15 protein-coding genes and 2 pseudogenes are annotated in these 20,834 nt (G+C 75.4%); 13 read left to right on the top strand and 4 right to left on the bottom strand.

Annotated elements, in window-relative coordinates; translation table 11 throughout:
* The 7 genes and pseudogenes from PGN05_RS23560 to PGN05_RS23530 all read left to right on the top strand — a co-directional run.
* Window positions 1-388 (top strand): annotated as a pseudogene (locus PGN05_RS23560) (glycosyltransferase family 2 protein); the annotation flags it as partial.
* 17 nt (window positions 389-405) lie between these two features.
* Window positions 406-996 (top strand): metal-dependent hydrolase, encoded by a 591-nt coding sequence (locus tag PGN05_RS23555; RefSeq protein ID WP_419755012.1) that lies wholly within the window; start codon window positions 406-408, stop codon window positions 994-996.
* A 56-nt stretch (window positions 997-1,052) separates the two neighbouring features.
* Window positions 1,053-1,901, top strand: coding sequence for a glycoside hydrolase family 16 protein (locus PGN05_RS23550; RefSeq protein WP_419755011.1), 849 nt, complete (start codon window positions 1,053-1,055; stop codon window positions 1,899-1,901).
* Between the two features lie 116 nt (window positions 1,902-2,017).
* Window positions 2,018-2,725 carry a 4'-phosphopantetheinyl transferase family protein gene (locus tag PGN05_RS23545; RefSeq protein WP_419755010.1) on the top strand — a complete coding sequence of 236 codons (708 nt, stop codon included), beginning with the start codon at window positions 2,018-2,020 and terminating at the stop codon, window positions 2,723-2,725.
* Entirely contained in the window at window positions 2,722-5,739 is a 3,018-nt protein-coding gene (locus tag PGN05_RS23540; RefSeq protein WP_419755009.1) for an acetoacetate--CoA ligase, read from the top strand. Before PGN05_RS23545 ends, PGN05_RS23540 begins: the two co-directional genes overlap by 4 nt.
* Before the next feature lie 443 nt (window positions 5,740-6,182).
* Window positions 6,183-7,139 carry a glycosyltransferase family 2 protein gene (locus PGN05_RS23535; RefSeq protein ID WP_419755008.1) on the top strand — a complete coding sequence of 319 codons (957 nt, stop codon included), beginning with the start codon at window positions 6,183-6,185 and terminating at the stop codon, window positions 7,137-7,139.
* Window positions 7,140-7,156: 17 nt separating this feature from the next.
* Window positions 7,157-7,999: a polysaccharide deacetylase family protein gene (locus PGN05_RS23530; RefSeq protein ID WP_419755007.1), complete on the top strand. Its 843-nt coding sequence runs from the start codon at window positions 7,157-7,159 to the stop codon at window positions 7,997-7,999.
* 19 nt (window positions 8,000-8,018) lie between these two features.
* On the opposite strand, the gene PGN05_RS23525 is transcribed toward PGN05_RS23530, so the two are convergent.
* Window positions 8,019-8,801, bottom strand: coding sequence for a serine aminopeptidase domain-containing protein (locus PGN05_RS23525; protein ID WP_419755006.1), 783 nt, complete (start codon window positions 8,799-8,801; stop codon window positions 8,019-8,021).
* A 451-nt stretch (window positions 8,802-9,252) separates the two neighbouring features.
* Here PGN05_RS23525 and PGN05_RS23520 point away from each other — a divergent pair, with 451 nt between their 5' ends.
* The 5 genes from PGN05_RS23520 to PGN05_RS23500 all read left to right on the top strand — a co-directional run bounded on the left by PGN05_RS23520 (window position 9,253) and on the right by PGN05_RS23500 (window position 15,889).
* Entirely contained in the window at window positions 9,253-10,533 is a 1,281-nt protein-coding gene (locus PGN05_RS23520) for a hypothetical protein (RefSeq protein WP_419755005.1), read from the top strand.
* Entirely contained in the window at window positions 10,530-11,834 is a 1,305-nt protein-coding gene (locus PGN05_RS23515) for a lipopolysaccharide biosynthesis protein (RefSeq protein WP_419755004.1), read from the top strand. The genes PGN05_RS23520 and PGN05_RS23515 overlap by 4 nt, the downstream gene beginning before the upstream one ends.
* A gap of 163 nt (window positions 11,835-11,997) precedes the next feature.
* Complete coding sequence (locus PGN05_RS23510) at window positions 11,998-14,208, top strand: serine/threonine protein kinase (RefSeq protein WP_419755003.1); 2,211 nt, start codon at window positions 11,998-12,000, stop codon at window positions 14,206-14,208.
* 2 nt (window positions 14,209-14,210) lie between these two features.
* Window positions 14,211-14,438, top strand: coding sequence for a hypothetical protein (locus tag PGN05_RS23505; RefSeq protein ID WP_419755002.1), 228 nt, complete (start codon window positions 14,211-14,213; stop codon window positions 14,436-14,438).
* A 74-nt stretch (window positions 14,439-14,512) separates the two neighbouring features.
* Window positions 14,513-15,889, top strand: a complete 1,377-nt coding sequence (locus PGN05_RS23500; protein WP_419755001.1) for a glycosyltransferase — start codon at window positions 14,513-14,515, stop codon at window positions 15,887-15,889.
* Between the two features lie 97 nt (window positions 15,890-15,986).
* Here PGN05_RS23500 and PGN05_RS23495 read toward each other — a convergent pair whose 3' ends face one another.
* The gene (locus tag PGN05_RS23495) at window positions 15,987-17,924 is read right to left on the bottom strand and encodes a non-ribosomal peptide synthetase (RefSeq protein ID WP_419755000.1); all 1,938 of its coding nucleotides are present in this window, start codon (window positions 17,922-17,924) and stop codon (window positions 15,987-15,989) included.
* A gap of 227 nt (window positions 17,925-18,151) precedes the next feature.
* Here PGN05_RS23495 and PGN05_RS23490 point away from each other — a divergent pair, with 227 nt between their 5' ends.
* Window positions 18,152-19,228: an acyltransferase family protein gene (locus PGN05_RS23490; protein WP_419754999.1), complete on the top strand. Its 1,077-nt coding sequence runs from the start codon at window positions 18,152-18,154 to the stop codon at window positions 19,226-19,228.
* Between the two features lie 113 nt (window positions 19,229-19,341).
* On the opposite strand, the gene galE is transcribed toward PGN05_RS23490, so the two are convergent.
* Together galE and PGN05_RS23480 are read right to left on the bottom strand one after the other, a co-directional pair.
* Window positions 19,342-20,319: a UDP-glucose 4-epimerase GalE gene (gene galE, locus PGN05_RS23485; RefSeq protein WP_419754998.1), complete on the bottom strand. Its 978-nt coding sequence runs from the start codon at window positions 20,317-20,319 to the stop codon at window positions 19,342-19,344.
* Window positions 20,320-20,422: 103 nt separating this feature from the next.
* Window positions 20,423-20,834, bottom strand: a pseudogene (locus PGN05_RS23480) (glycosyltransferase family 2 protein); the annotation flags it as partial.

Here is a 20,834-nt window from a genome sequence, read left to right as displayed (position 1 = left end):
CGCCAACACGTTCTTCGGCACCCGCTACACCGACCTCTGCTACGGCTACAACGCCTTCTGGGCCGACTGCCTCCCGGCGCTGGAGCTGGACGCCAGCGACCGCGGCAGCGACGGCAAGCTGTGGGGTGACGGGTTCGAGATCGAGACGATCATCAACACCCGCATGGCCAAGGCCCGCATGCACATCGTCGAGGTGCCGAGCTACGAGTTCGAGCGCATCCACGGCGAGAGCAACCTCAACACCTGGCGGGACGGCGTCCGCGTGCTGCGGGCACTCTTCGTCGAGCGGGTCAACCGCAAGGGCCGGGCGCTGCAGGGGCAGCTCGCCCCGGTCCGCGCGCTGACCGAGGGCCTCGACACCGCGGAGACCTCCGCCCGTACCGCGTGACCCCGGCGGACGGCCCGGTGCCCGACGACCGAGGCGGCGTGCGCCCCTGGCGCGCCCGTCTCTCGTGGGCCCGGGCCGTCCTGCCGGTGGCCGCCCTGGCCGTCCTCGCGGTGCTGGACGTGGTCCAGGAGTCGCGCCGGTGGCCGATCCTGGTGACGGGGCTCCTCGACGAGCCCGCCCACCTCATCACCGCCGGCCTCGTCCTGGCCGCGGTGCCGCTGGCCGGCACGTGGCCGTTCCCGGCCTGGGTGCTGGCCGGCGCCGTGGCGATCGACCTCGACCACGTCCCGCTCTACCTGTGGCACGACGCGGTCTCCGGGGACGGCGGCCGCCCGGTCACCCACTCCCTGCTCACCGTGCTGGTGCTCCTCGCCGCCGCGGCCGCCGTCCGGCGCCACCGGATCCCCCTGGCCGGGCTGGCCTGCGGCGTCGCCCTGCACCTGCTGCGCGACCTCGCCACCGGCCCCGGCGTCCCCCTGCTCTGGCCGCTGCCCGGCGCGGCGCAGGTCCCCTACCTCCTCTACGCCGCCGTCCTGGGCGGGCTCACGCTGGCCGCCGTCGCGCGCCTGCTGCGCCCCGCGCCCCGGTCGGGGGTCACCCGACCGTAGGGCTGACCTGCATGGTCCCGGCACACAGGCCCCCGCGCCGGGTACCGTGGCCCGTCGTGTTCCGAGAGAGCCGCAGGCGCCGGCGCGGCCTCGTGCTGGCGGTGGCCGGCGGCGTCGTCGTCGCGGTCGTCGCCGGCGTCCTGCTGCTCCGGAGCGGCGGCGTGGTCACCCCGCACGCCACCTCGACCCCGCCCGCCTTCGACCTGCCGGGCTGGGACCTCGTCATGGTCGAGGACTTCGAGGACGACGCCGAGCTGGGCGAGTTCGCCGACGTCTACCCCGGCTGGGCCGACTACGACGGCGCCCGGGACACCTCGCGCGACCTCGGCCGCCGCGAGTCGCACCAGGGCCTGTACTCGAGCGACACGACGACGACCGTGCAGGACGGCGTGGTCGACGTCCGGGTGCACACCGCGGACGGCACCCCCCAGGTCATGGCGCTGACCCCGCCGCCGAACGACGCCTGGGAGAACAGCCAGGTCCACGGCCGCTACTCCGTCCGCTTCCGGACCGACGAGGTCCCCGGCTACAAGGTGGCCTGGCTGCTGTGGCCGTCGAGCGACGACTGGTCCGAGGGCGAGATCGACTTCCCCGAGGGCAGCCTCGGCCAGGACATCATCGGCAACTCCCACGACGTCACCGGGGACCCGTCGGTCAACGCCTTCTCCATCAACACCGACCGGACGATGGCCGACTGGCACACCGCGACGATCGAGTGGGAGCCCGGACGGGTCACCTTCCGGCTGGACGACCGGTCCTGGACGACCACCGAGGCCGACGCCATCCCGGTCGACCCCATGCGGTGGGTCCTGCAGATCGAGACCGAGCTCTCCGCGGAGGCCCCGCCGGAGGACGCCGAGGGGCACGTCCTCATCGACTGGGTCGCGGCCTGGCGTCCTGCCTGACCGGCCGTGCTCCCGGCCGGCCGACCCGGCCCGGGGGGTCGCGGACGGTCCTCGGTCGGGGGACTTCCCGGGGGGAACCCCACACCCACGGCCCATCTGTTCCTAGGCTCAGGCCCGTGACCAGCAGTGCAGGCTCTCCGGCGCCGGCACCGCGGGCACTCCCCGGGGGCCTGCTGCTCCGCCTGGTCGACGTCGGGGGGACCCCGCCTCCGGCGGGCGCGGAGGCCTGCCTGTCCGACGCCGAGCGTGCGCACGCCGACCGCGGCACCCCGGAGGTCGCCGTCAGGCGGATCCGGCTGCGCGCCGCCCTCCGCGAGGCCCTCGGCGAGGTCCTCGGCCTGGCCCCCGCCGAGGTCCCGCTCAGCCCGCCGCCGGGCCGGCCGCGGCTCACCGGGCCCGCGGCCGCCGCCGGCCTCGACGTCAGCTGCTCGGCCAGTGCCGGGCTCGGCCTGGTGGCGGTCGCCTCCGGCGCCCGCGTGGGCGTCGACCTCGAGCGCGTCCGGCCCGTGCCGCTGGACGACGCCGCCGCGGAGGGCTGGCTGACCGACGGCGAGCGCGCGGCCGTGGCCGCCCTCCCCGACGAGGACCGGCCGGTCGTGCTGACCCGCTGCTGGACCCAGAAGGAGGCGGTGCTCAAGGGCGTCGGCGCGGGCCTGCGCACCGCACCCGCCACCGTCGCCACCCCCTCCGCGGGGCGGGGCCCCGGTCGCGTCGGCGACTGGGACGTCCGCTCCGTCGACCTCCCCGAGGGCTGGGTGGGCAGCGTCGCCCTCCGCCCGCACCCCCCTGCCGCGCTGCCGGCCGACCCCACGGGAACCCCATGACCACGAGCCGCGAGGCCCCCTCCCCCACCGCCTCGACCCGCCGCCCGCAGCTGGCCGACTTCCGAGACCGCGCGGAGGCCGCCGCCGGCCGCGACCTCGGCGACGCGGTGGCCCTGCACGACTGGTCGGTGACGTCGTCCCACGACTTCTGGCGGCTGTTTCTCGACTGGGCCGAGCCGGCCTGGGAGGGCTCGGCCGAACCGGTCTGCACCAGCGACGACGTCGAGGCCGCGGTCTTCTTCCCGCAGGTGCGGCTCAACCACGCCGAGAACCTGCTGCGTCCCCTGCCAGGGGTCGACGACGACGCCGTCTGCCTGACCGCGGTGCACGGCGACGGCTCCCGGGACCGCTGGACCCGCCGGCAGCTGCGCGAGGAGGTCGACCGGACGGCGACCGCGCTGGCCGGCCAGGGGCTGGGCGCCGGCGACCGGGTGGTGGTCGTCGCGCCGAACAACGGGCGGGCGGTCGTCGCCGCCCTGGCCACCGCCGCGCTCGGCGCTCCGCTGTCGTCGGGCATGCCCGACATGGGCCCCGCCGCGCTGCTCGGCCGCTTCACCCAGGTCGAACCCGTGCTCCTGGCCCTGGACCGCACCGGCGCGACCGGCTGGGACGGCGCCGACGGCGACCTGCTCGACCAGGTGGTGACCGGGCTGCCGACGGTCCGCGCGCTCGTCGTCCTGGACGACCTCCCGCTGCCCGCGCTCCCCGGCGTGCGGGTGCTGCGGCTGGCCGACCTGCTCGCCGACGTCGGCCCGGACACCCCGCGCGCGCCGTGGCCGCGGGGTGGGTTCAACGACCCGCTGTTCGTGATGTTCTCCTCCGGGACCACCGGCCCGCCGAAGGCGATGGTGCACGGCGTCGGGGGGACGCTGCTGGAGCACCTCAAGGAGCACCGGCTGCACGGCGACCTGGACGCCCGCGACACGCTGTACTTCCAGACCACCACCGCCTGGATGATGTGGAACTGGCAGCTGTCGGCGCTCGCGGTCGGCGCCGCGATCGTCCTCTACGACGGTCCCGTGCTCGGTCCGGAGACGCTGTGGCAGCTGGCCGCGGACGAGCGGGTCACCGTCTTCGGCACCAGCCCGGCCCACCTGCAGCTCTCCCAGGACACCGGCCTGCGGCCGGCCGAGGCCTTCGACCTGAGCCGGCTGCGCGCGGTCCTGTCCACCGGTTCGGTCCTGCACGACTGGCAGTTCGACTGGTTCGCCGACGCGGTCGGCCCCCAGCCGCTCCAGTCGATCAGCGGCGGCACCGACATCATCGGCTGCTTCGTGCTGGGCCACCCCGAGCTGCCGGTGGTGCGCGGCCGCAGCCAGGCGCTCAGCCTGGGCCTGGACGTCGCCGCGCTCGACGCCGACGGGCGCCCGGTCCTGGGGCACGAGGGCGAGCTGGTCTGCCGCCGCCCGTTCCCCTCCCGCCCGGTCCGCTTCCTGCGGGACCCCGACGGGTCGCGGCTGCACGACGCCTACTACGCCCAGCACCCGGGGGTGTGGACCCACGGCGACGTGGTGGACATCGCCCCGGACGGCACGGCGAGGGTGCACGGCCGCTCCGACGGGGTGCTCAACATCGACGGCATCCGCATCGGGCCCGCCGAGATCTACCGGATCCTCAAGGGCCTGCCGGAGATCGCCCAGTCCGTCGCCGTGGAGCAGCGCTCCCCGACGACCCCGGGCGCCACCCGGCTGGTGCTGCTCGTGCAGCTGCACGACGGAGCCGTCCTCGACGGGGACCTCGAGCGCCGCATCCGGACGACGCTGCGCCGCGAGGCCACGGCCGCGCACGTGCCCGCCCTCGTGCTCGCCGTCCCCGAGGTGCCGCTGACGCACAGCGGCAAGGTGTCGGAGAAGGCGACCCGGGACACCGTCAACGGGGACCGGGTGGCCAACGCCGACGCGCTGCGCAACCCCGGCTCGCTGGCGAGCATCACCGCCGCCCTCCGCGCGGCTCCGGATCGGGTCGCGCCGCCGGTCCCGGCTCCGCGGGTGGAGTCCGCGCCGTCCCCCGCCGCCCGGGCGACCGGCGCGGGCACCGTCGACGCCGGGGTCCGGACGGCGATCGCCGGCCTCTGGCAGGAGCTCGGCGTCACCCCGCACGCCGGCATCGAGGACTTCTTCGACCTCGGCGGCACCTCCCGCCAGTCGATGACGCTGCTGCGGCGGCTCAAGCTGGACCTCGACGCCGACGTCTCGATGGAGCAGTTCCTCGCCGACCCCACCGTCGACGGGCTGGCCGCCACGGTCGCGACGGCGTCCGGCGCGTCCGCGATGCCGCTGCTGGCCGCCGGCGACCCCGCCGCCCCGCCGCTGTTCCTGCTGAACGACGCCTGGGGCGAGGTCGAGGTGTACCGGCCCCTGGCCGAGCTGCTGGTCGGGGTCGGGCCGGTGTACGGCGTCCGGGCCGAGCTGGTGTCCCTCGACGGCCGGCGCAAGTCGATCGACGAACTGGCCGACGAGCAGGCCGGGCGGCTGGCCGACGCGCGGCCGGAGGGCGCGTTGCGGCTGGTCGGGTTCTCCTTCGGCGGCCTGGTCGCCTTCGAGACGGCCCGCCGGCTCCGGGCCGCGGGGCGGCAGGTGGAGTTCCTCGGCCTGCTGGACCCTCTGCCGCCGGAGGCGACCCTCCCGCCGGTGCGGCGGCGCCTGCACCGGCTGACCGGGCAGGTGGGGGCGCTCATCCCGGGCATCGGCTCGCGGCCGGTGCGCGCCGTGCTGCGCCAGCGCTTCCGGCCGGAGACCCGCCCGGCCGACCAGCAGGCCCTGGACCGCTCCGAGGCGGTCTACGCGCAGCACGTCCTGCAGCACTACGACGGGCCGGTGACCTACTTCCGGGCCCGGCGGCGGATCCCGGTCACCGGACACTTCCTGTCCGCGTGGCGGTCGGCGGCACCGCGGCTGCGGGTCGTCTCGGTGCCCGGGCCGCACCACGACCTGCTGGCCGACCGGCACGTGGTGCACCTGGCGGTCCGGATGTCACTGGAGCTGCGCCGGGTCGCCCGGGCGGCCACGCCCTGACGCGTGCGGCCGAAGAGGCGGAGCAGCGGACGCCGGTAGCGACCGCAGGTGCACAGGGCGCAGTCGGTGCCCCGGCGGTAGTGCTGGTGTGCCTGCTTGCCGTGCCCGCACGTGCACGAACGCCGGCTCCCGGCGACCGTGCCGGCGGGAACGTCGACCGAGCGCAGCCGGGCCGACCGGCGGGGCTCGGCGGGGAGCGGTGCCGGGGCCGGGGCAGAGCCGAGTGGGTGCACAGCTACGTCCTTCGTGGGGCTGGGGAGCCGCACCCGGGGTGGCGCGCGGCAGTTACGGAACAGACACTAACCGTCACTGACCGTGGCGCGCGCGTTGCGAGGCAACTCGTCCCTCCCCCGTCCCTCCAGTGCACTCCCTGCACCCTCCCGTCCCGAGATCTACCTGGTCGGGGGACGGAGCGCGGGTCGCCGCCCGGATACCCTCGACGGGTGCACCACTCGCTCACGGTCGTCATCTGCGCCTACACCCTGGACCGGTGGGGCGACATCCAGGCAGCCGTGGCCAGCCTCGGACGCCAGGAGCGCCGCCCCGAGCAGGTCGTCCTCGTCGCCGACACCAACCCCGAGCTGCTCGAGCGTGCCCGCGCCGCCTTCCCCGACGTGACGGTGCTGCCCAACGCCGGGCCCCGCGGGCTGTCGGGCGCCCGCAACACCGGGGTCGAGGCCGCCACCGGCGACGTCGTGGCGTTCCTGGACGACGACGCCGCGGCCGACCCGCGGTGGACGGCGCAGCTGCTGGAGGCGTTCGCCGACGAGGACGTGATCGGCGTCGGCGGCTGGGTGGAGCCGGACTGGCGGGCACCCCGCCCCGCCTGGTTCCCCGACGAGTTCCTCTGGGTCGTGGGCTGCAGCTACACCGGGCTGCCCACGGCGCGGGCGGAGATCCGCAACCCGATCGGCGCCAACATGGCCTTCCGGCGGGACGCGTTCACCAAGGCCGGCGGCTTCGACGCCGACATGGGCCGCATGGGCGCCGACGCGGCCGGGTGCGAGGAGACGGAGTTCGCCATCCGCGCCCGGCGGGCGCTGCCCGAGACGCGGGTGGTGCTCGAGCCGTCGGCACGGTGCCGGCACGGGGTCTCCCCGGACCGGGTGACCCGCGCGTACTTCCGGCGCCGGTGCCGGGCCGAGGGCCGCTCCAAGGCCCTGGTGAGCCGGCTGGCGGGCGCGGACGCGGCCCTGGAGACCGAGCGCACCTACGTGAGCCGCACGCTGCCGCGCGGGGTCCTGCGCGGCCTGGGCCGGCTGGTCCGCGGCGACCGCGCCGGTGGCGCCCAGGCGTGGGCGATCGTCGAGGGCACGGCCCTCACCGCGGGCAGCTACGCCCTCGCCCGGGTGAAGCAGGCCCGTCGCGCGCGGACCGCGGGTTCCCCGGGGGTGGCCTGACAGCTATGTTCCGGACGATGGAGTACCGCTCGACCGCGAGGACGCGGACCCCGGTCCCGATCCTGCTCTACCACGCCGTCACCGACACCCCGGGGACGCACATCGCCCCGTTCACGGTCTCCCCGAAGGCGTTCGCGCAGCAGCTCGACGTCCTCGTCGAGGCCGGCTACCGGTGCATCACGTTCGGCGAGCTGGTGGCGGCCGAGACGGCGGGCCGGCCGCCGGCCGGAGAGCCCGGGGACGACCGGAAGATCGCCGTCATCACCTTCGACGACGGGTTCGCCGACTTCGCCACCTCCGCCCTCCCCGCCCTGCGCGAGCGCTCCCTGGTCTCGACCCTGTACGTCACGACCGGCTGGCTCGAGGGCGGCCGGGACCGCCGGCCCGGGCCCAGCGATCGCATGCTCGACTTCGCGCAGCTGCCGGGCCTGCTGGCCGAGGGCGTCGAGCTGGGCGGGCACAGCCACAGCCACCCGCAGATGGACACGCTGGACGACGCCGCCCTGCGGGACGAGCTGGTCCGGCCGAAGGAGATCCTCGAGGACGTCCTGGGGCAGGCGGTCACCACGTTCGCCTACCCCCACGGCTACAACGGCCCGCGCGTGCGCCGGGCCACCCGCGCGGCCGGCTACGACAACGCCTGCGGCGTCCGCAACGCCCTGCACTGCGCCGGCGAGGACGTGTTCGCCTTCTCCCGGCTCACGCTGGAGAGCACGACCACCGTGGCCGACCTGACCCGCTGGCTGTCCGAGGTGGAGTGCCGGCCGGCCGACGGCGAGAGCTGGGCGACCCGCGGCTGGCGGGCCTACCGGCGCACCCGGGCCGTCGTCAGCCGGCGCCCGGGGTCGGTCTACGCCTGAGAGAGGACCCCGTCCTCTCTCAGGTCAGGGCGGCGAACCACTCCGCGAGGTCCTCGCCCTGGAAGCAGGACGGCGCCACGTGCTCGCCCTCGCACACGACGACGCTGACGTCGGCCACGTCCTCGACCCGCTCGACGAACGGCTCGGCGTTCTCCGTGTTGTCGACGACCTCGTCCTCGGTGGCGAGGTAGAAGCGCATGCTCGTGCCCGCCCAGTCCTCGGCGGGTCGCAGCGCCGGGTTCTGCGCGTCGGTGGGGAACACGCCGTCGTAGGCCTGCAGCACCTGCGCCTCCTGAGGCGTGTCGCGGACGACGTCCAGGTCGACCAGCGGCGAGATCAGCGCCATGCCCCGCACGTCGGGGATGCGGTCGTCGGCCAGCAGCTGGAGCCCGGCGACCCCACCCATCGACTCGGCGACCAGGTAGGTGTCGGTGGTCCCGTACCGCTCGGCGAGCTCGGCGGCCAGGTCGACGTACCCCTGCTGCGACGCCTCGTTGCCCCAGGCGTTGAAGTTGCCGTCGCTGCCGGCCACCACGTAGCCCTGGGCCACCAGGTCGCCGACCATGTCGACCCGCTTCTCCTCCTCGCCGAGCGCGCCGGCGTCGTCGTCCAGACCGTGCAGGAAGACGACGAGCCCCTCCGGGTCGCCCTCGCCCGGCGCGATGGCCACGGCGTCCTGCCCGTCGACGGTGAACTCGGAGAACTCCGGTTCGGCCGCGGGCGTCTCGGGACCCTCGTCCGGGGTCTCCGCGCCCCCACCGCAGCCGGCGAGCAGCGCGGTCACCGCGAGGGCCGCGGCCACGCGGCGGCCGGGCCTCCGCCGGGTCCGGCGTCCCATGCCGACGACTGACTGCTGTCCGGGCATGCGGGAACGCCTCCAGGGGTCGGGGTGGGCACCGGCCATCTTGGTCCACCGCCTGGATCGACGCGCCATCGCCACCGGACGTTCCCCCGACCGGGCAGCTGCGAGGGGCATCACACTGGGTGACCGGTCATCCGACTGAGTGGCAAGATGGCTCGTCGTCGCCCCGGAGCCCCTGGTGGACGTACCGTCGAACGGGTTCGCGCCGTGCACGCGCCCCGTCGGGTCTCCCGGGCCCGGACCGGACTGTCGCACCACACCGGTGGAGGCGACGCGCACAGCTCCTGTCCCCTGCGTCCCCCGGAGAGTCGATGATCTGCGGTCGGTCCCGCGGCAGCGCCTGGTGGCGCGCCGCTCCCGGCATCATGCCGTCCCCCTCGGGGGGGCTCGCGTGACCGGGACCCCGCGGGCCGCCGAGGACCGGTCGCTGCGCATCCAGGCCCACAACGCCCAGTGGCGGGAGCTCTGCAGCGTCACGCTGCTCGCCGGCCTGGACCCCGCCGTCGACCCCGCCGCGCTGCGGGCGGCGCTGCGCCGGCTCTACGACGTCGACCCGACCGCGCCGATCCTCTGCCGGGTCGCCGCCGGCCCGCTGCGGTGGGTGCCGGTGGCCCCCGAGGAGATCGACCGGCGGCTCGAGGAGCTCGTCGTCGACGTGCGCGGCACCCCGAAGGAGGACCTCGAGGAGCTCGTCGAACGGCTGCTCCGCGAGGGCGACCCGATGGTCCCCTTCCGCCTGTTCGTCCACGACGACCACCACGCCTGGCAGCTCAGCCACGTCCTGGGCGACGGCGTCTACGCCAACCGCCACGTCGTCGCGGAGCTCGTCCGGTGCGCCGCCAACGGCGACGTGCCCGCCGGGCTGGTGCGCGGACCGCACCGCCCGCGGCTGCTCGCCCGCGCCGTGTGGCGGACGCTCCTGCGGCGCCCCCGGCTGACCACCTGGCGGGTGGCCCTGGACCGGCTGCGCTCGGCACCCCCGTCGACCCCGCCGGCCGGCGACCCGGCCGACCGGCAGGTCGCGCTGTCCGTGGTGAGCCGGATGAGCGGTCCCGGCATGCGGGAGGCGGTGCGCCGCTGGCGGGACGAGCAGGCCGCCGACACGTCGGTCGCGGTGTCGACCATGGCGGCGGTGCGCTCCGCACTCGAGGTCGAGGGGGCGTTCCTCCCGGGCACGGACACGGTGGTCCTCTTCGACGGCCGGCGGTACCTGCCCGCGGGCACGCACGTCGCCGGCAACTTCAGCTCCGCCCTGCGGCTCACCCCCGAGAACTCGACGGACCCCCGGCGCATGGCCCGCCAGATGCGCCGCGACGCCGCGCTCGGGCTGCCGCTGGTCTCGATGCTGGTCGCCACGGTCACCCACACGCTGTCCCGGTTCCGGCCCTCCGCCGCCGGCGGGAGCGGGTCGGTGGTCCTCACCCACCTCGGCCCGCTCACCGAGCTCCGCGAGCTGCCGTGGCAGGCGCCGCCGACCGAGCAGCGGATCATCCAGGCGCCGGCGCCGAGCGCGGCGGTCAGCATGACCGCGTGCATCAGCGAGTGGCAGGACCGGATCGTCCTGTCGGTGTCCTTCGACAGCCGCCGGGTGCCGCGGGCAGCGGTGACCCGGGCGCTCGAGCGGGTCCTGGACGACCCGCGCGCGTTCCTCCCCGCCGGGGCCGCCGGGTGACCGGGGGCAGCAGGTCCGGCGGCCGGCACCTGGAGCGCAACGCCCTCTACCTGATGGCCGGCACGGCGCTCACCGCCGGTGTCGGCATGGTCTTCTGGATCGCGGCGGCGCGCTTCTACGAGACCGCCGAGGTCGGCCGCGCGTCGGCCGTGATCTCGACGGCCGCGTTCCTGGGCAGCCTGTCGCACCTGAACCTGGGCCAGACCTACGCCCGGTTCCTACCCGCCGCGGGGAAGCGGACCGGGTACCTCGTCACCCGTGGCCTCGCCCTGATCGCCGCCGTCGGTCTGCTGGTGGGCGCCGGGTTCGTGCTGCTGTGGCCCGGCGAGGTCCTGTTCGCCTCCGCGGTGGAGGCGGCGTGGTTCCCGCTGGCGGTCGCCGTCCTCACCGTCTTCACCGTGCAGGACTTCGTCCTGCTCGGGCTGCGCGGGGCGTCCTGGATCCCGATGAAGAACCTGGCCTTCTCCGTCGCCAAGCTCGCGCTCCTGGTGGCGCTGGCCGCGGCCCTGCCCCAGGGCGGGCTGGTCGTCGCCTGGGTCGTCCCGGCGGCCGTGGCGGGGATCGTGATCCAGGTCCTCGTCCACCGCCGGTTGCTGCCGCGGCGCATGGAGGAGGCCGGCGAGGACCACCGGCTGCCGCCGGTGCGCGGGCTGGTGGGCTACGCGTCGGCGGAGTTCGCCATCGGGGTGATGTCGCAGGTCATCCCCATGATCCTGCCGCTGATCATCCTCCATGAGCTCGGTGCGGAGGAGAACGCCTACTTCGCCATCCCGTGGACGATCAACGCCGCGCTCAACATGCTGGCCTGGAACATCGCCACGAACTTCGTGGTGGAGGCGTCGGCCGACGAGGAGCAGACGCAGGCGCTGACCCGGCGGTCGCTGCGCCTGGGCCTGCTGGTCGGGGGCAGCGGCGCGGTGACGCTGCTGGTCTTCGCGCCGCTGGTCCTGTGGCTGTTCGGCGGGCAGTACGCCGCCGAGGGCGTCGACCTGCTGCGGCTCATGGCACTGGCCGAGCCGTTCGTCATCGTCACCACGGTGTACTCCGGCGTCCTGCGGATCCGCCGGCAGGCCGGCCGCGTGGTCATCGTCCAGGGCAGCATCGCCGTCGCCATCGTGTCCCTGACCGTGCTGCTGATCCCCTCGATGGGCGTGACCGGGGCCGGCCTGGCCTACCTCATCGCCGAGGGCGGCGCCGGGCTGGTGCTGCTGATCCCGCTGATCCGCAGCCTGCGGCACAAGAAGCCGGCGCAGCCGCCCGCGGCCGACGCGGTGCCGGCCGTGCCCGGCGCCGACCGGTGACGCGCGCACCGGCGCCCGCCCGGCCCACAGGTGGCGCGTCCCACAGCCCCCGTCCGGGTGAGGGGCGGCAGCGATCGGCCCTGACCGGCCGTTCTCCCGGGGAGAATCCCCGGGAGAACGCGCTGCCCCGCCGGGCGCGCACGTCGTCTGGAGGAGTCCACTGATGCCCGCGACCGGTACGGCCGCCGGAGACGGCGCCTCGAGGATCGCGGAAGCGCTCCCGCCGGGCCCGCAGCCCACGCCGGGGGACGCCGTTCCGCACCGCAACCCGGCCGGGGAGCGAGCCGTCCTGCTGGCCGCGGCGCTGGTCGCCGTGGCCACCCCCGTCGTCGCCGCGCTGGACGTCGACGTCCCGGGTCGCGGGCTGCTGGCCGTCCTCTTCGTCCTCACCGTGCCCGGCGTGCCGCTGGCCTCGCTGCTGCGGCTGCCCGGGCGGCTCCTGCCGGCGGCGCTGGCCGTCGCGCTGAGCATCTCGACGCACCTGCTGCTGGCCACCGCGGGCCTCGGGGCCGGCTGGTGGAGCCCGCTGGGGTGGACGGCGGTCAGCGCCGCCGTCGGTGTCGCAGCCACCGCCTGGGCCCTGAGGCGGCTGCCCGCCGCGACCCCCGCGCCGGCCGCCGGCGCGTCGGCCGCGGGCGCCGGCCGGACCGCTCCCTGGGGCCGCGTGCTGGCCCTCCTGTCACTCGCCGGAGCCGTCGCCCTGTGGTGGCTGGCCACCCGCTGGACCGACCTCGGCGACGCCGGCGCCACCGGTGTCATCGGGGTCCTGGCCTGGCCGTACGTGGCCGCGGTCGCCGTCGTCGCCGCCGTCGTCGTGACGCACCTGCTGCGGCTGCGGCCGGACCCGCTCGTCCTCGGCGCCGCCGCGGTCGTCCTGGCGCTGGTGGTCTACGACTTCACCAACGCCACCGACGGCGTGGCCGGCGTCCCCACCGGCTGGCTGCACGTCGGGTTCGCCGACTACATCGCCGAGAACGAGCAGTCGTTCAACGGCCTGGACGCCCGCGCCAGCTGGCCGGCGTTCTTCACCGTCACCGCGCAGCTGGTCCAGCTCGCCGGTGTGCCCGACGCCAGCTCGTTCCTCGCACTGGCGCCGTTCGTCTACAACGTGCTGGCCATCCCCGCGGTGCTGGTCGTGGCGCGGTCGGTGACCCGCTCGGGCCGCCTGGCGTGGCTGGCGGTCTTCCTCTACCTGGGCGCCAACTGGGTGCAGCAGGACTACTTCGCGCCGCAGGCGACCGCCTTCGTCCTGTACCTGGCGGTGCTGGCCACCCTGATGTGGGAGGCGACCTCCGCGCCGGTCCCGGCGCTGACCGGCTCGCTGTGGTCCAAGGCGGCCCAGGCCTGGCGGCGCCGTCCGGGCCTGCCCGTCGGGACGACGCCGCGCCAGTCGCTGGGCCGCCTGGGCGCGCTGGTGTTCATCACCGCGGCGCTGGTCGTCGGCCACCAGCTGACGCCGATCAGCCTGGTCATCACCGCGTTCCTGTTCGCGCTGACCGGCTACACGCAGCACCGGCGGCTGTGGCTGGTCGCCACGCTGCTGTTCCTGGGCTGGTTCAGCTACGCGGGCAGCGGCTACTGGATCGGCCACCTGGACTCCGTCCTCGGCGACGTCGGCCAGCTGCTCGGCAACCTCGACAGCGCCGTCTCCTCGCGCGTGGTGTCCGGCGACGAGACCTACCTGCTCATGCAGAACCTGCGGATCGGCTGGTCGCTGTTCTACGGCCTCCTCGCGCTCGTCGGGCTGTGGACGATCCGCCGCCGTCCCGACGCCCTGCTGCTCGCGCTGCTGCTGGTCGGCGCCGGCGCCCTGGTCGCCATGCAGAGCTACGGCGGCGAGGTCATGCTGCGGACCTTCCTGTTCGCCGCGCCGGTGTTCGCGCCGCTGGCCGCCCTCGCGCTGCGCGGCCTGACCACCCGGCGGGCGCTGGTCCCGGGCGTGGTCCTCGCGGTGGTGCTCACCGCGTGGACCATGGTCGGCACCGCCGCCCGCGGCGTGAACATCTCCTTCGAGCGGGTCAGCGCCGATGACGTCGCCGCCGCCCGCGTGCTGTGGGACGAGCTGGGCGACGGGGACACCGTCGGCTTCCTCGCCACCGCCGGCGCCTACGGGGCCGACCGGGTCGGCGAGTACCAGTCCCTGCTCCTGGACGAGGAGTTCTGCGGCACCGACGCGCTGGAGTGCGTGGTCGAGGACCAGCCGGACTTCGTCGTGACCAGCCGTTCCCAGGACGCCCAGCGGGAGCTGGCGGCCGGTGACCGGCCGGGCGCGAGCACGGCGCTGGCCGACGAGCTCGTCGCCCGCGGCCTGTACGAACGCATCTACCGCGGGCCGGACGCGCAGGTCCTCCGGCTCGTCGCGCAGGGAGGCTGACCGTGGTCGAGGCACTGACCGGCTGGCTGGGGATGGTCCTGATCGGACTGACCGTGGTCGTGGCGCTCGCCCTGGAGGTGCGCGACGCGCGCCCGGACGGCGACGGCGACGCGCTCGTCGTCCCCCGGCGCTCGCGACGCGCGGGCCGCCTCCTGAACCTGGTCCTCGTCGTGCTCGTCGTCGCCTGCCTGGCCGCGACGGCCGTCCGCCTGGCGACGCTGGCCTTCTGACCCGCAGGCGCCGTGACCTCGGCGGCCCTGACTCCGGGACCGTCCGCGTCCCGCCGTCCCGACAGCAGGAGAACATGAACCCCGAACCCGCCGTCCAGCAGCCGGCCGCGGTGCCCGCTTCCGTCCTCCGGGTGGCACCCGTCGAGGAGTCCGCCGGGGCGGCCGCGTTCCGGCCACGCCGGGTCCTCGCCGTCGACCTGGAGACGGGCGCCGTCGAGTACCCCGACCCCGACCGGCACCCGGAGCACCCGGACGCCCGTGTGCTGGTCCGCTGGCTGGGCGAGCAGATCGCGATCGTGGCGGTGCGCGCCACCGACGCCGACGTCGCCCGCGTCGCCGCCGACGCCGTCTGGAGCACCGCCCGCGACGAGCTGGCCGCGGCCGCGGAGCGCTCCGGCGTCCCGGCCCCGACCTCGGCCGCGGACCTGCTCGCGCCGCGCCCGGGCGTCGGGTCGGCGCCCGAGCTGCCCGCCGAGCGGCCGCTGGTCACGGTGACCATCGCCAGCCTGCGCAACGTGGAGCCGACGATCGCCTGCGTGCGGCGCATCCTCACCAGCTCGTACGAGCCGCTGGAGGTCGTCGTGGTCGACAACGACGCCGACGGCGAGCCGCTGCGCACCGCCGTCGAGACGGCGTTCGCCGGGGACGCGCGGGTGCGCTGGGCGCACGAGCCCCGCACCGGCCTGTCCTTCGCCCGCAACAAGGGGCTCGAGGAGGCGCGCGGCGAGATCGTCGTGTTCACCGACGACGACGTCCTCGTCGACCGCCGGTGGGTCGAGCGGCTGGTCGCCGGCTTCGGCGTGGCCGAGGGCGTCGCCTGCGTGACCGGCGCGATCCTCCCCGCCGAGCAGGAGACCGTCGCGCAGGTCTTCCTCGAGGAGTACGGGGGCTTCCACAAGGGCTTCTCGCGGCAGGTGTTCAACCTGACCGACCACCGCCGCGACACCCCGCTCTACCCGTACGACTCCGGGCAGTTCGGCTCCGGCGCGAACATGGCGTTCCGCACGCAGGCGATGCGGGAGATGGGCGGCTTCCCCATCGACCTCGGGGCCGGCACCCTCGCGCACGGCGGTGAGGACCTCGACGTGCTGCGCCGAGCGGTCACGGCCGGCCACACGGTGGTCTACGAGCCGGCCGCGCTGATGTGGCACTACCACCGGCGGTCGATGGAGGCACTGCGCAAGCAGATGTTCCGCTACGGCGTCGGGCTGTCGGCCACGGTCACCAAGTGGCTGTTCGACGACCGCAGGATCGCCGTCGACGTGCTGCGGCGGATTCCGCGCGGCATCGTGTACGTCGCCCGGCCCGGGTCCCCGAAGAACCAGGGCAAGTCCACGGAGTTCCCCCGCGTGCTGACCGCGCTGGAGCTGCTCGGCGTCCTCTACGGCCCGGTCGCCTACCTGCGCAGCCGCCGCCGCACCGCGCAGCGCCTGGCGGGCCGCCCGGCCTGATCCGTCCGGCCCCCGGGGCGCCGAGATCGCCGATCTCGCGCGCCTCGGGGGCCGTACCCGCGCGAGATCGGCGATCTCGGCGGTCAGGGGTGGCGCGTCAGCCGCGGCGGTTGCGGCCCTTCAGCAGCCCGCTGACGGCCTTGCCGGCCGCCCCCAGGCGCGGGGCCACGGCCTTCTGCGCCGCCTGCAGGTGCGGCGCGACCGCCCCGAGCCGGCCGGACAGCCCGCTGCGGCGCCGGCTGTCGACGAACGCGGCGAACTCGGCCAGCGTCGGGTGGTCGATGAGGTCCTCGGCGGTCAGCCGGAGCCGGAACCGCTGCTCGACCCCGGCGAGCATCTCCTCGATCGCGAGGGACTCCCCGCCCAGGGCGGTGAAGCTGTCCTCCCGGCCGACCCCCTCGACCTTGAGGATCGGCTCCCAGATGCCCGCCAGCGCGGTCTCGGTCTCCGTTGCCGGCGGCGTGGCCTCGCGGCGCTCCGGCGGCGGGGGCAGCGCGCCGACGTCGACCTTGCCGCGCTCGTTGCGCGGCAGCTCGGGCAGGAAGACGACGTCCCGCGGCACCATCCAGTCCGGCAGCGCCCGGCCGACGTCGCTGCGCAGCGCGGCCTCGGTCGGCGCGGTCTGGTGCGGATCGGGGACGACCCAGGCCACCAGCCGGGTCTCGTCGTCCACCCCGACGCCGCGCACGATCGCGTCCAGGACGGTGGGCAGCGCGCGCAGCGCCACCTCGACCTCGCCGGGCTCGACCAGGTAGCCGCGGATCTTCACCGAGTCGTCGGCCCGGCCGAGGATCTCCACCAGCCCGTCGGCGCTCATCCGCGCCCGGTCGCCGGTGCTGTACCGGGTGCGGCCGTCGGGCTCGGGGCGGAAGCGCCCCGCCGTCCCCGTGGGGTCGTTCCAGTAGCCGGCCGAGAAGTACTCCGAGGTCGCGTGCAGCACCCCGACCTCCCCCGCGGGCACCGGCTGCTCGTCCGGCCCGAGGACGGCGAGGTCGCGCAGGGGCACCGACCGGCCGATCGGGACGGCACCGCCGGGCACCGGGTCCTCCGCGCGCATCTCGAAGGCGGTGAGCGCCTCGGTCTCGGAGGAGCCCATCCAGTTGACGAAGCTCGCGCCGGCGGGCAGGTGGGCGCGGAAGTCGACGACGTCGTTGCCGTACAGCTTCTCTCCGGCCGTGGTCACCATGCGGAGCGACTCGAGGACGTGCGCCTCGGGCAGCGCCCCGTGCAGCGCCCGCAGCAGGGACGGCGTGCACGACAGGACCGTCACCCGCGTCGCGTCCAGCCACTCGGTGAGGTCGCGGATGCCGTGGACGCGGGGGTCGCGGACGCAGAGGGTGGCCCCGTTCAGCAGCGCCGCGAGGATCACCAGCTGGCCGACGGCGAACGCCTGCGGCACGACGAGGGCCAGGCGGTCCTCCGGCGTGGTGCGCAGCGTGGCGCGGCTGGTGTAGCCGCAGGCGAGCGCGGTGCGGTGGGTCCACACGACGCCCTTGGGCAGGCCGGTGCTGCCCGAGGTGAACACCAGCGACGCGACGTCGTCGAGCGTGAGGGCCGGGGCGGGCGTGCCGCCGGCGCCGTCCGCGGCGGGCACCAGCCCGGCGACCGCCTCGACACCGGGCAGCGCGGCCGCGGCGTCCCGCCGCTCGTCGTCGGCCAGGACGACGGTCACCCCGGCGCGCTCGGCGATCGTCGCCAGGCGGGCCGGCGGCAGCAGGACGTCGAGCAGCACGCACGGGTGGCCGGCCACCATGATCCCGAACATCGCCGCGACGCTCGCCGACCCCTGCTCGGCCAGCAGGCCCACCGGCCGGCGGGTGCCGTCCGCGGCGACGGCCGGGAGGCCCGCGAGAGCCCGGACCACCGCGTCCACGCGCTCCTGCAGCTCGGTGAAGGTGAGGTCGCCGTCCTCGGCGACCAGTGCCAGGCGCCCGGCGGCGGACGTCGTGACCTCGCGGAGCCGCTCGCCCAGCGACGTGTACTGCCCCGGCAGCTGCAGCAGGGGCAGCTCGCCGCTCGTGGTCGCTGCGCTCATCGTGGTGACCTCTCCCATCCGGACCGCAGACGCTCCCCCGCGCCCGCTCGGCCCTGACACCTTGAGCCAGGGCACCGCTTCCCCACAACCACCTGACCGCCGTCCGAGACGCGTACCACTCCGGGGTGACGCGCTGCGCCACCCGATCGGGTGGCCGCATCCCCCCTGCGGTCCCCGTCGGGGCGATGCGGGTCCGCTCCGCCGGGAGCGTGCGTAGATTGCCGGGGATGTCACGGGGAACCGCCCTGCCGCGGCTCACGTCCCTCCGGCTCTTCGCCGCGGCGGTCGTCGTCGTCTTCCACCTCGACCAGTGGGGCGTCGCGTCGCTGCCGGCGTCGCTGTCGACCCTGGGCTTCGTCGGGGTCTCGTTCTTCTTCGTCCTCTCCGGCTTCGTGCTGGCCTGGGGCACCGACCCCGCGCTGCCGGCCCGCCGCTTCTACCGGCACCGCTTCGCGCGCGTCTGGCCCAGCCACGCGGTGATGGTGGGCGTGGCCGCCCTCGTCCCGGTCGTCGCGGTGGCCCGCAGCGGCGAGAGCGCCGTCGCCAACCTCCTGCTCGTGCAGGGCTGGTGGCGCGATCCCGAGGTGGTCTTCGGGATGAACGGCGTGGCGTGGTCGCTGAGCTGCGAGATGTTCTTCTACGCGATGTTCCCGCTGACCGTGTGGGTGCTGCGCCGGGTCCCCGGGGTCGTGCAGTGGGCGCTGCCCCTCGCCGCGCTGGTGGTCTCCGGGTACGTCGGCCTGCAGGACGCCGCCCTCGGCGAGCACCTGCCCGTGCTGCGCTTCAGCGAGTTCCTGCTCGGCGTCGTCGCCGGCCTGGCGATGCGCGCGGGCTGGCGGCCGCGGGTGCACCCGCTGGTGGCGGCCGTGGTCCTCGTGGCCGGGCTGGCGGTCTGCTTCCGAGCGCCGTTCCCGCTGCCCAACGTGATCATGCCGGTGCCGTTCCTGCTGGTGCTGCTGTCGGCGGCCGCGCGGGACCTCGACGACAAGGGCGGCTGGCTGCGCAGCCGGGCGCTGATCTTCGCCGGTGAGGCGTCCTTCGCCCTCTACCTGGTGCACGAGCTGGTGATCATCAACCTGGCGCCCCACCTCTGGGAGATCGGGCCGCAGTGGGTGATCGCGCTGATCATCGCCGCCACCGCCTGCGTGCTGGCCGTTGTGCTGCACCTGGCGGTCGAGCGGCCGGCCAACAAGCTGCTGCGGGGCCGGTCGCGCTCGGTGGCGCTGGCACCGCCGCAGGCCCTGACCTCCGACGAGGCCCCCGACGCGGAGGGGCCGCGGGAGCCGGCGGGCGACCGGGTCTGAGACGAGCCCCGCCCGCGGGCGACCCACCCCACCGACGAGATCGGCGGTCTCGCCCGGAACCGGGCCGCCTGGCGGGCGAGATCGGCGATCTCGTCCGGACAGAGACTGGGGGCTCAGCCGGCGGCGCGCGCCGTCCAGCCGGCCCAGGCCGAGGCCACCATCTCCTCGACGCCGTAGCGGGCCTTCCAGCCGAGGGCCTCGCGGATGCGGTCGGCCGAGGCGACGACGCGGGCCGGGTCGCCGGCGCGGCGGGGCTCGATGACCGGCCGCGACCACTCCTGGTCGGCGGTGCCGGTCACCCGGCGGATCGTCGCGATCATCTCCTGCACCGAGACGCCCTCGCCGCGGCCGATGTTGGCGGTGAGGGTGCCCACCCGCCCGTCGGCCAGCGCCGCGGCGGCGGCCACGTGGGCCGAGGCGACGTCGGCGACGTGGATGAAGTCGCGGATGCAGGTCCCGTCGGGGGTGTCGTAGTCGTCCCCGAAGATCCGCGGCGCCTGCTGCCCGGCCAGGCGCTGGAACACCATGGGAACGAGGTTGGAGACCCCGACGTCGGTCAGCTCGGGCGTGCCGGCGCCGGCCACGTTGAAGTAGCGCAGGTTGACGTAGCGCAGGCCGGTCGCGGCGGACACCTCCTCCACCATGCGCTCACCGACGAGCTTCGTCGTGCCGTACGGGTTGACCGGCAGGCACGGGGTGTCCTCGTCGACCACGTCGACGTCCGGCGAGCCGTAGACGGCCGCGCTGGACGAGAAGATGAACGACCCGACCCCGGCCTCCGTCGCCGCCTCGAGGAGGACCCGCAGGCCCTCGACGTTCTCCCGGTAGTAGTAGAGCGGCCGGTGGACCGACTCCTCCACCTGCTTCTTGGCCGCCACGTGCACGACGCCGCGGACGTCGTGCTCGCGCAGGGTCTGCGCCACCCGCCCGGCGTCGAGGACGCTGCCGTGCACCAGCGGCGTCCCCGGGATCCGGGCCGGGTCGCCGCTCGAGAGGTCGTCGAGCACGACGACCTCCTGGCCGCCCTCGCGCATCGCCGAGACGATGTGCCCTCCGATGTACCCGGCTCCCCCGGTCACCAGCCATGTCACGGGCGCAGCGTATCCACGCCCAGGTGTGGCCAGCCCCCTCCGGCCCCGGCGTCCCCCCCGTACGGGTGGACGCCGTGGTCAGGGGGCGCCGGCCACACCCGGCTCACCCCCACCGCGCCTCGTCCTCCGGCTGGACGGCGAAGTTGGGCTGCATCCGGTGCACGTTGGCCGCCTCGAGCTCCTCGGCGACCAGGCGCTTGGGCGAGCGCCGGCCCTTGCCGTTCACCCGCTCCACCACGAGCGCCCGCAGCACGCGGACGCCGTCGCGCCAGGTGTTGAGGTTGCTCTCGCCGTGGATGCGCTCGAACTCGTAGCTCGGCACCTCGGTGATCCGCATCCCGGCCTTGGCCATGCGGGTGTTGATGATCGTCTCGATCTCGAACCCGTCGCCCCACAGCTTGCCGTCGCTGCCGCGGTCGCTGGCGTCCAGCTCCAGCGCGGGCAGGCAGTCGGCCCAGAAGGCGTTGTAGCCGTAGCAGAGGTCGGTGTAGCGGGTGCCGAACAGGGTGTTGGCC

The organism is Geodermatophilus sp. CPCC 206100 (genome assembly GCF_048569675.1).
GTDB lineage: Bacteria > Actinomycetota > Actinomycetes > Mycobacteriales > Geodermatophilaceae > Geodermatophilus.
This window is presented reverse-complemented; position numbering and strand designations above follow the sequence as displayed.

What these genes read in the sequence shown, in the direction of transcription:
- PGN05_RS23540 (WP_419755009.1), top strand. Translation starts at nt 2,722, where the DNA reads ATGACCACGAGCCGCGAGGCCCCCTCCCCCACCGCCTCGACCCGCCGC.
- PGN05_RS23530 (WP_419755007.1), top strand. Translation starts at nt 7,157, where the DNA reads ATGGAGTACCGCTCGACCGCGAGGACGCGGACCCCGGTCCCGATCCTG.
- PGN05_RS23510 (WP_419755003.1), top strand. Translation starts at nt 11,998, where the DNA reads ATGCCCGCGACCGGTACGGCCGCCGGAGACGGCGCCTCGAGGATCGCG.
- PGN05_RS23500 (WP_419755001.1), top strand. Translation starts at nt 14,513, where the DNA reads ATGAACCCCGAACCCGCCGTCCAGCAGCCGGCCGCGGTGCCCGCTTCC.
- PGN05_RS23495 (WP_419755000.1), bottom strand. Translation starts at nt 17,924, where the DNA reads ATGAGCGCAGCGACCACGAGCGGCGAGCTGCCCCTGCTGCAGCTGCCG.
- PGN05_RS23490 (WP_419754999.1), top strand. Translation starts at nt 18,152, where the DNA reads ATGTCACGGGGAACCGCCCTGCCGCGGCTCACGTCCCTCCGGCTCTTC.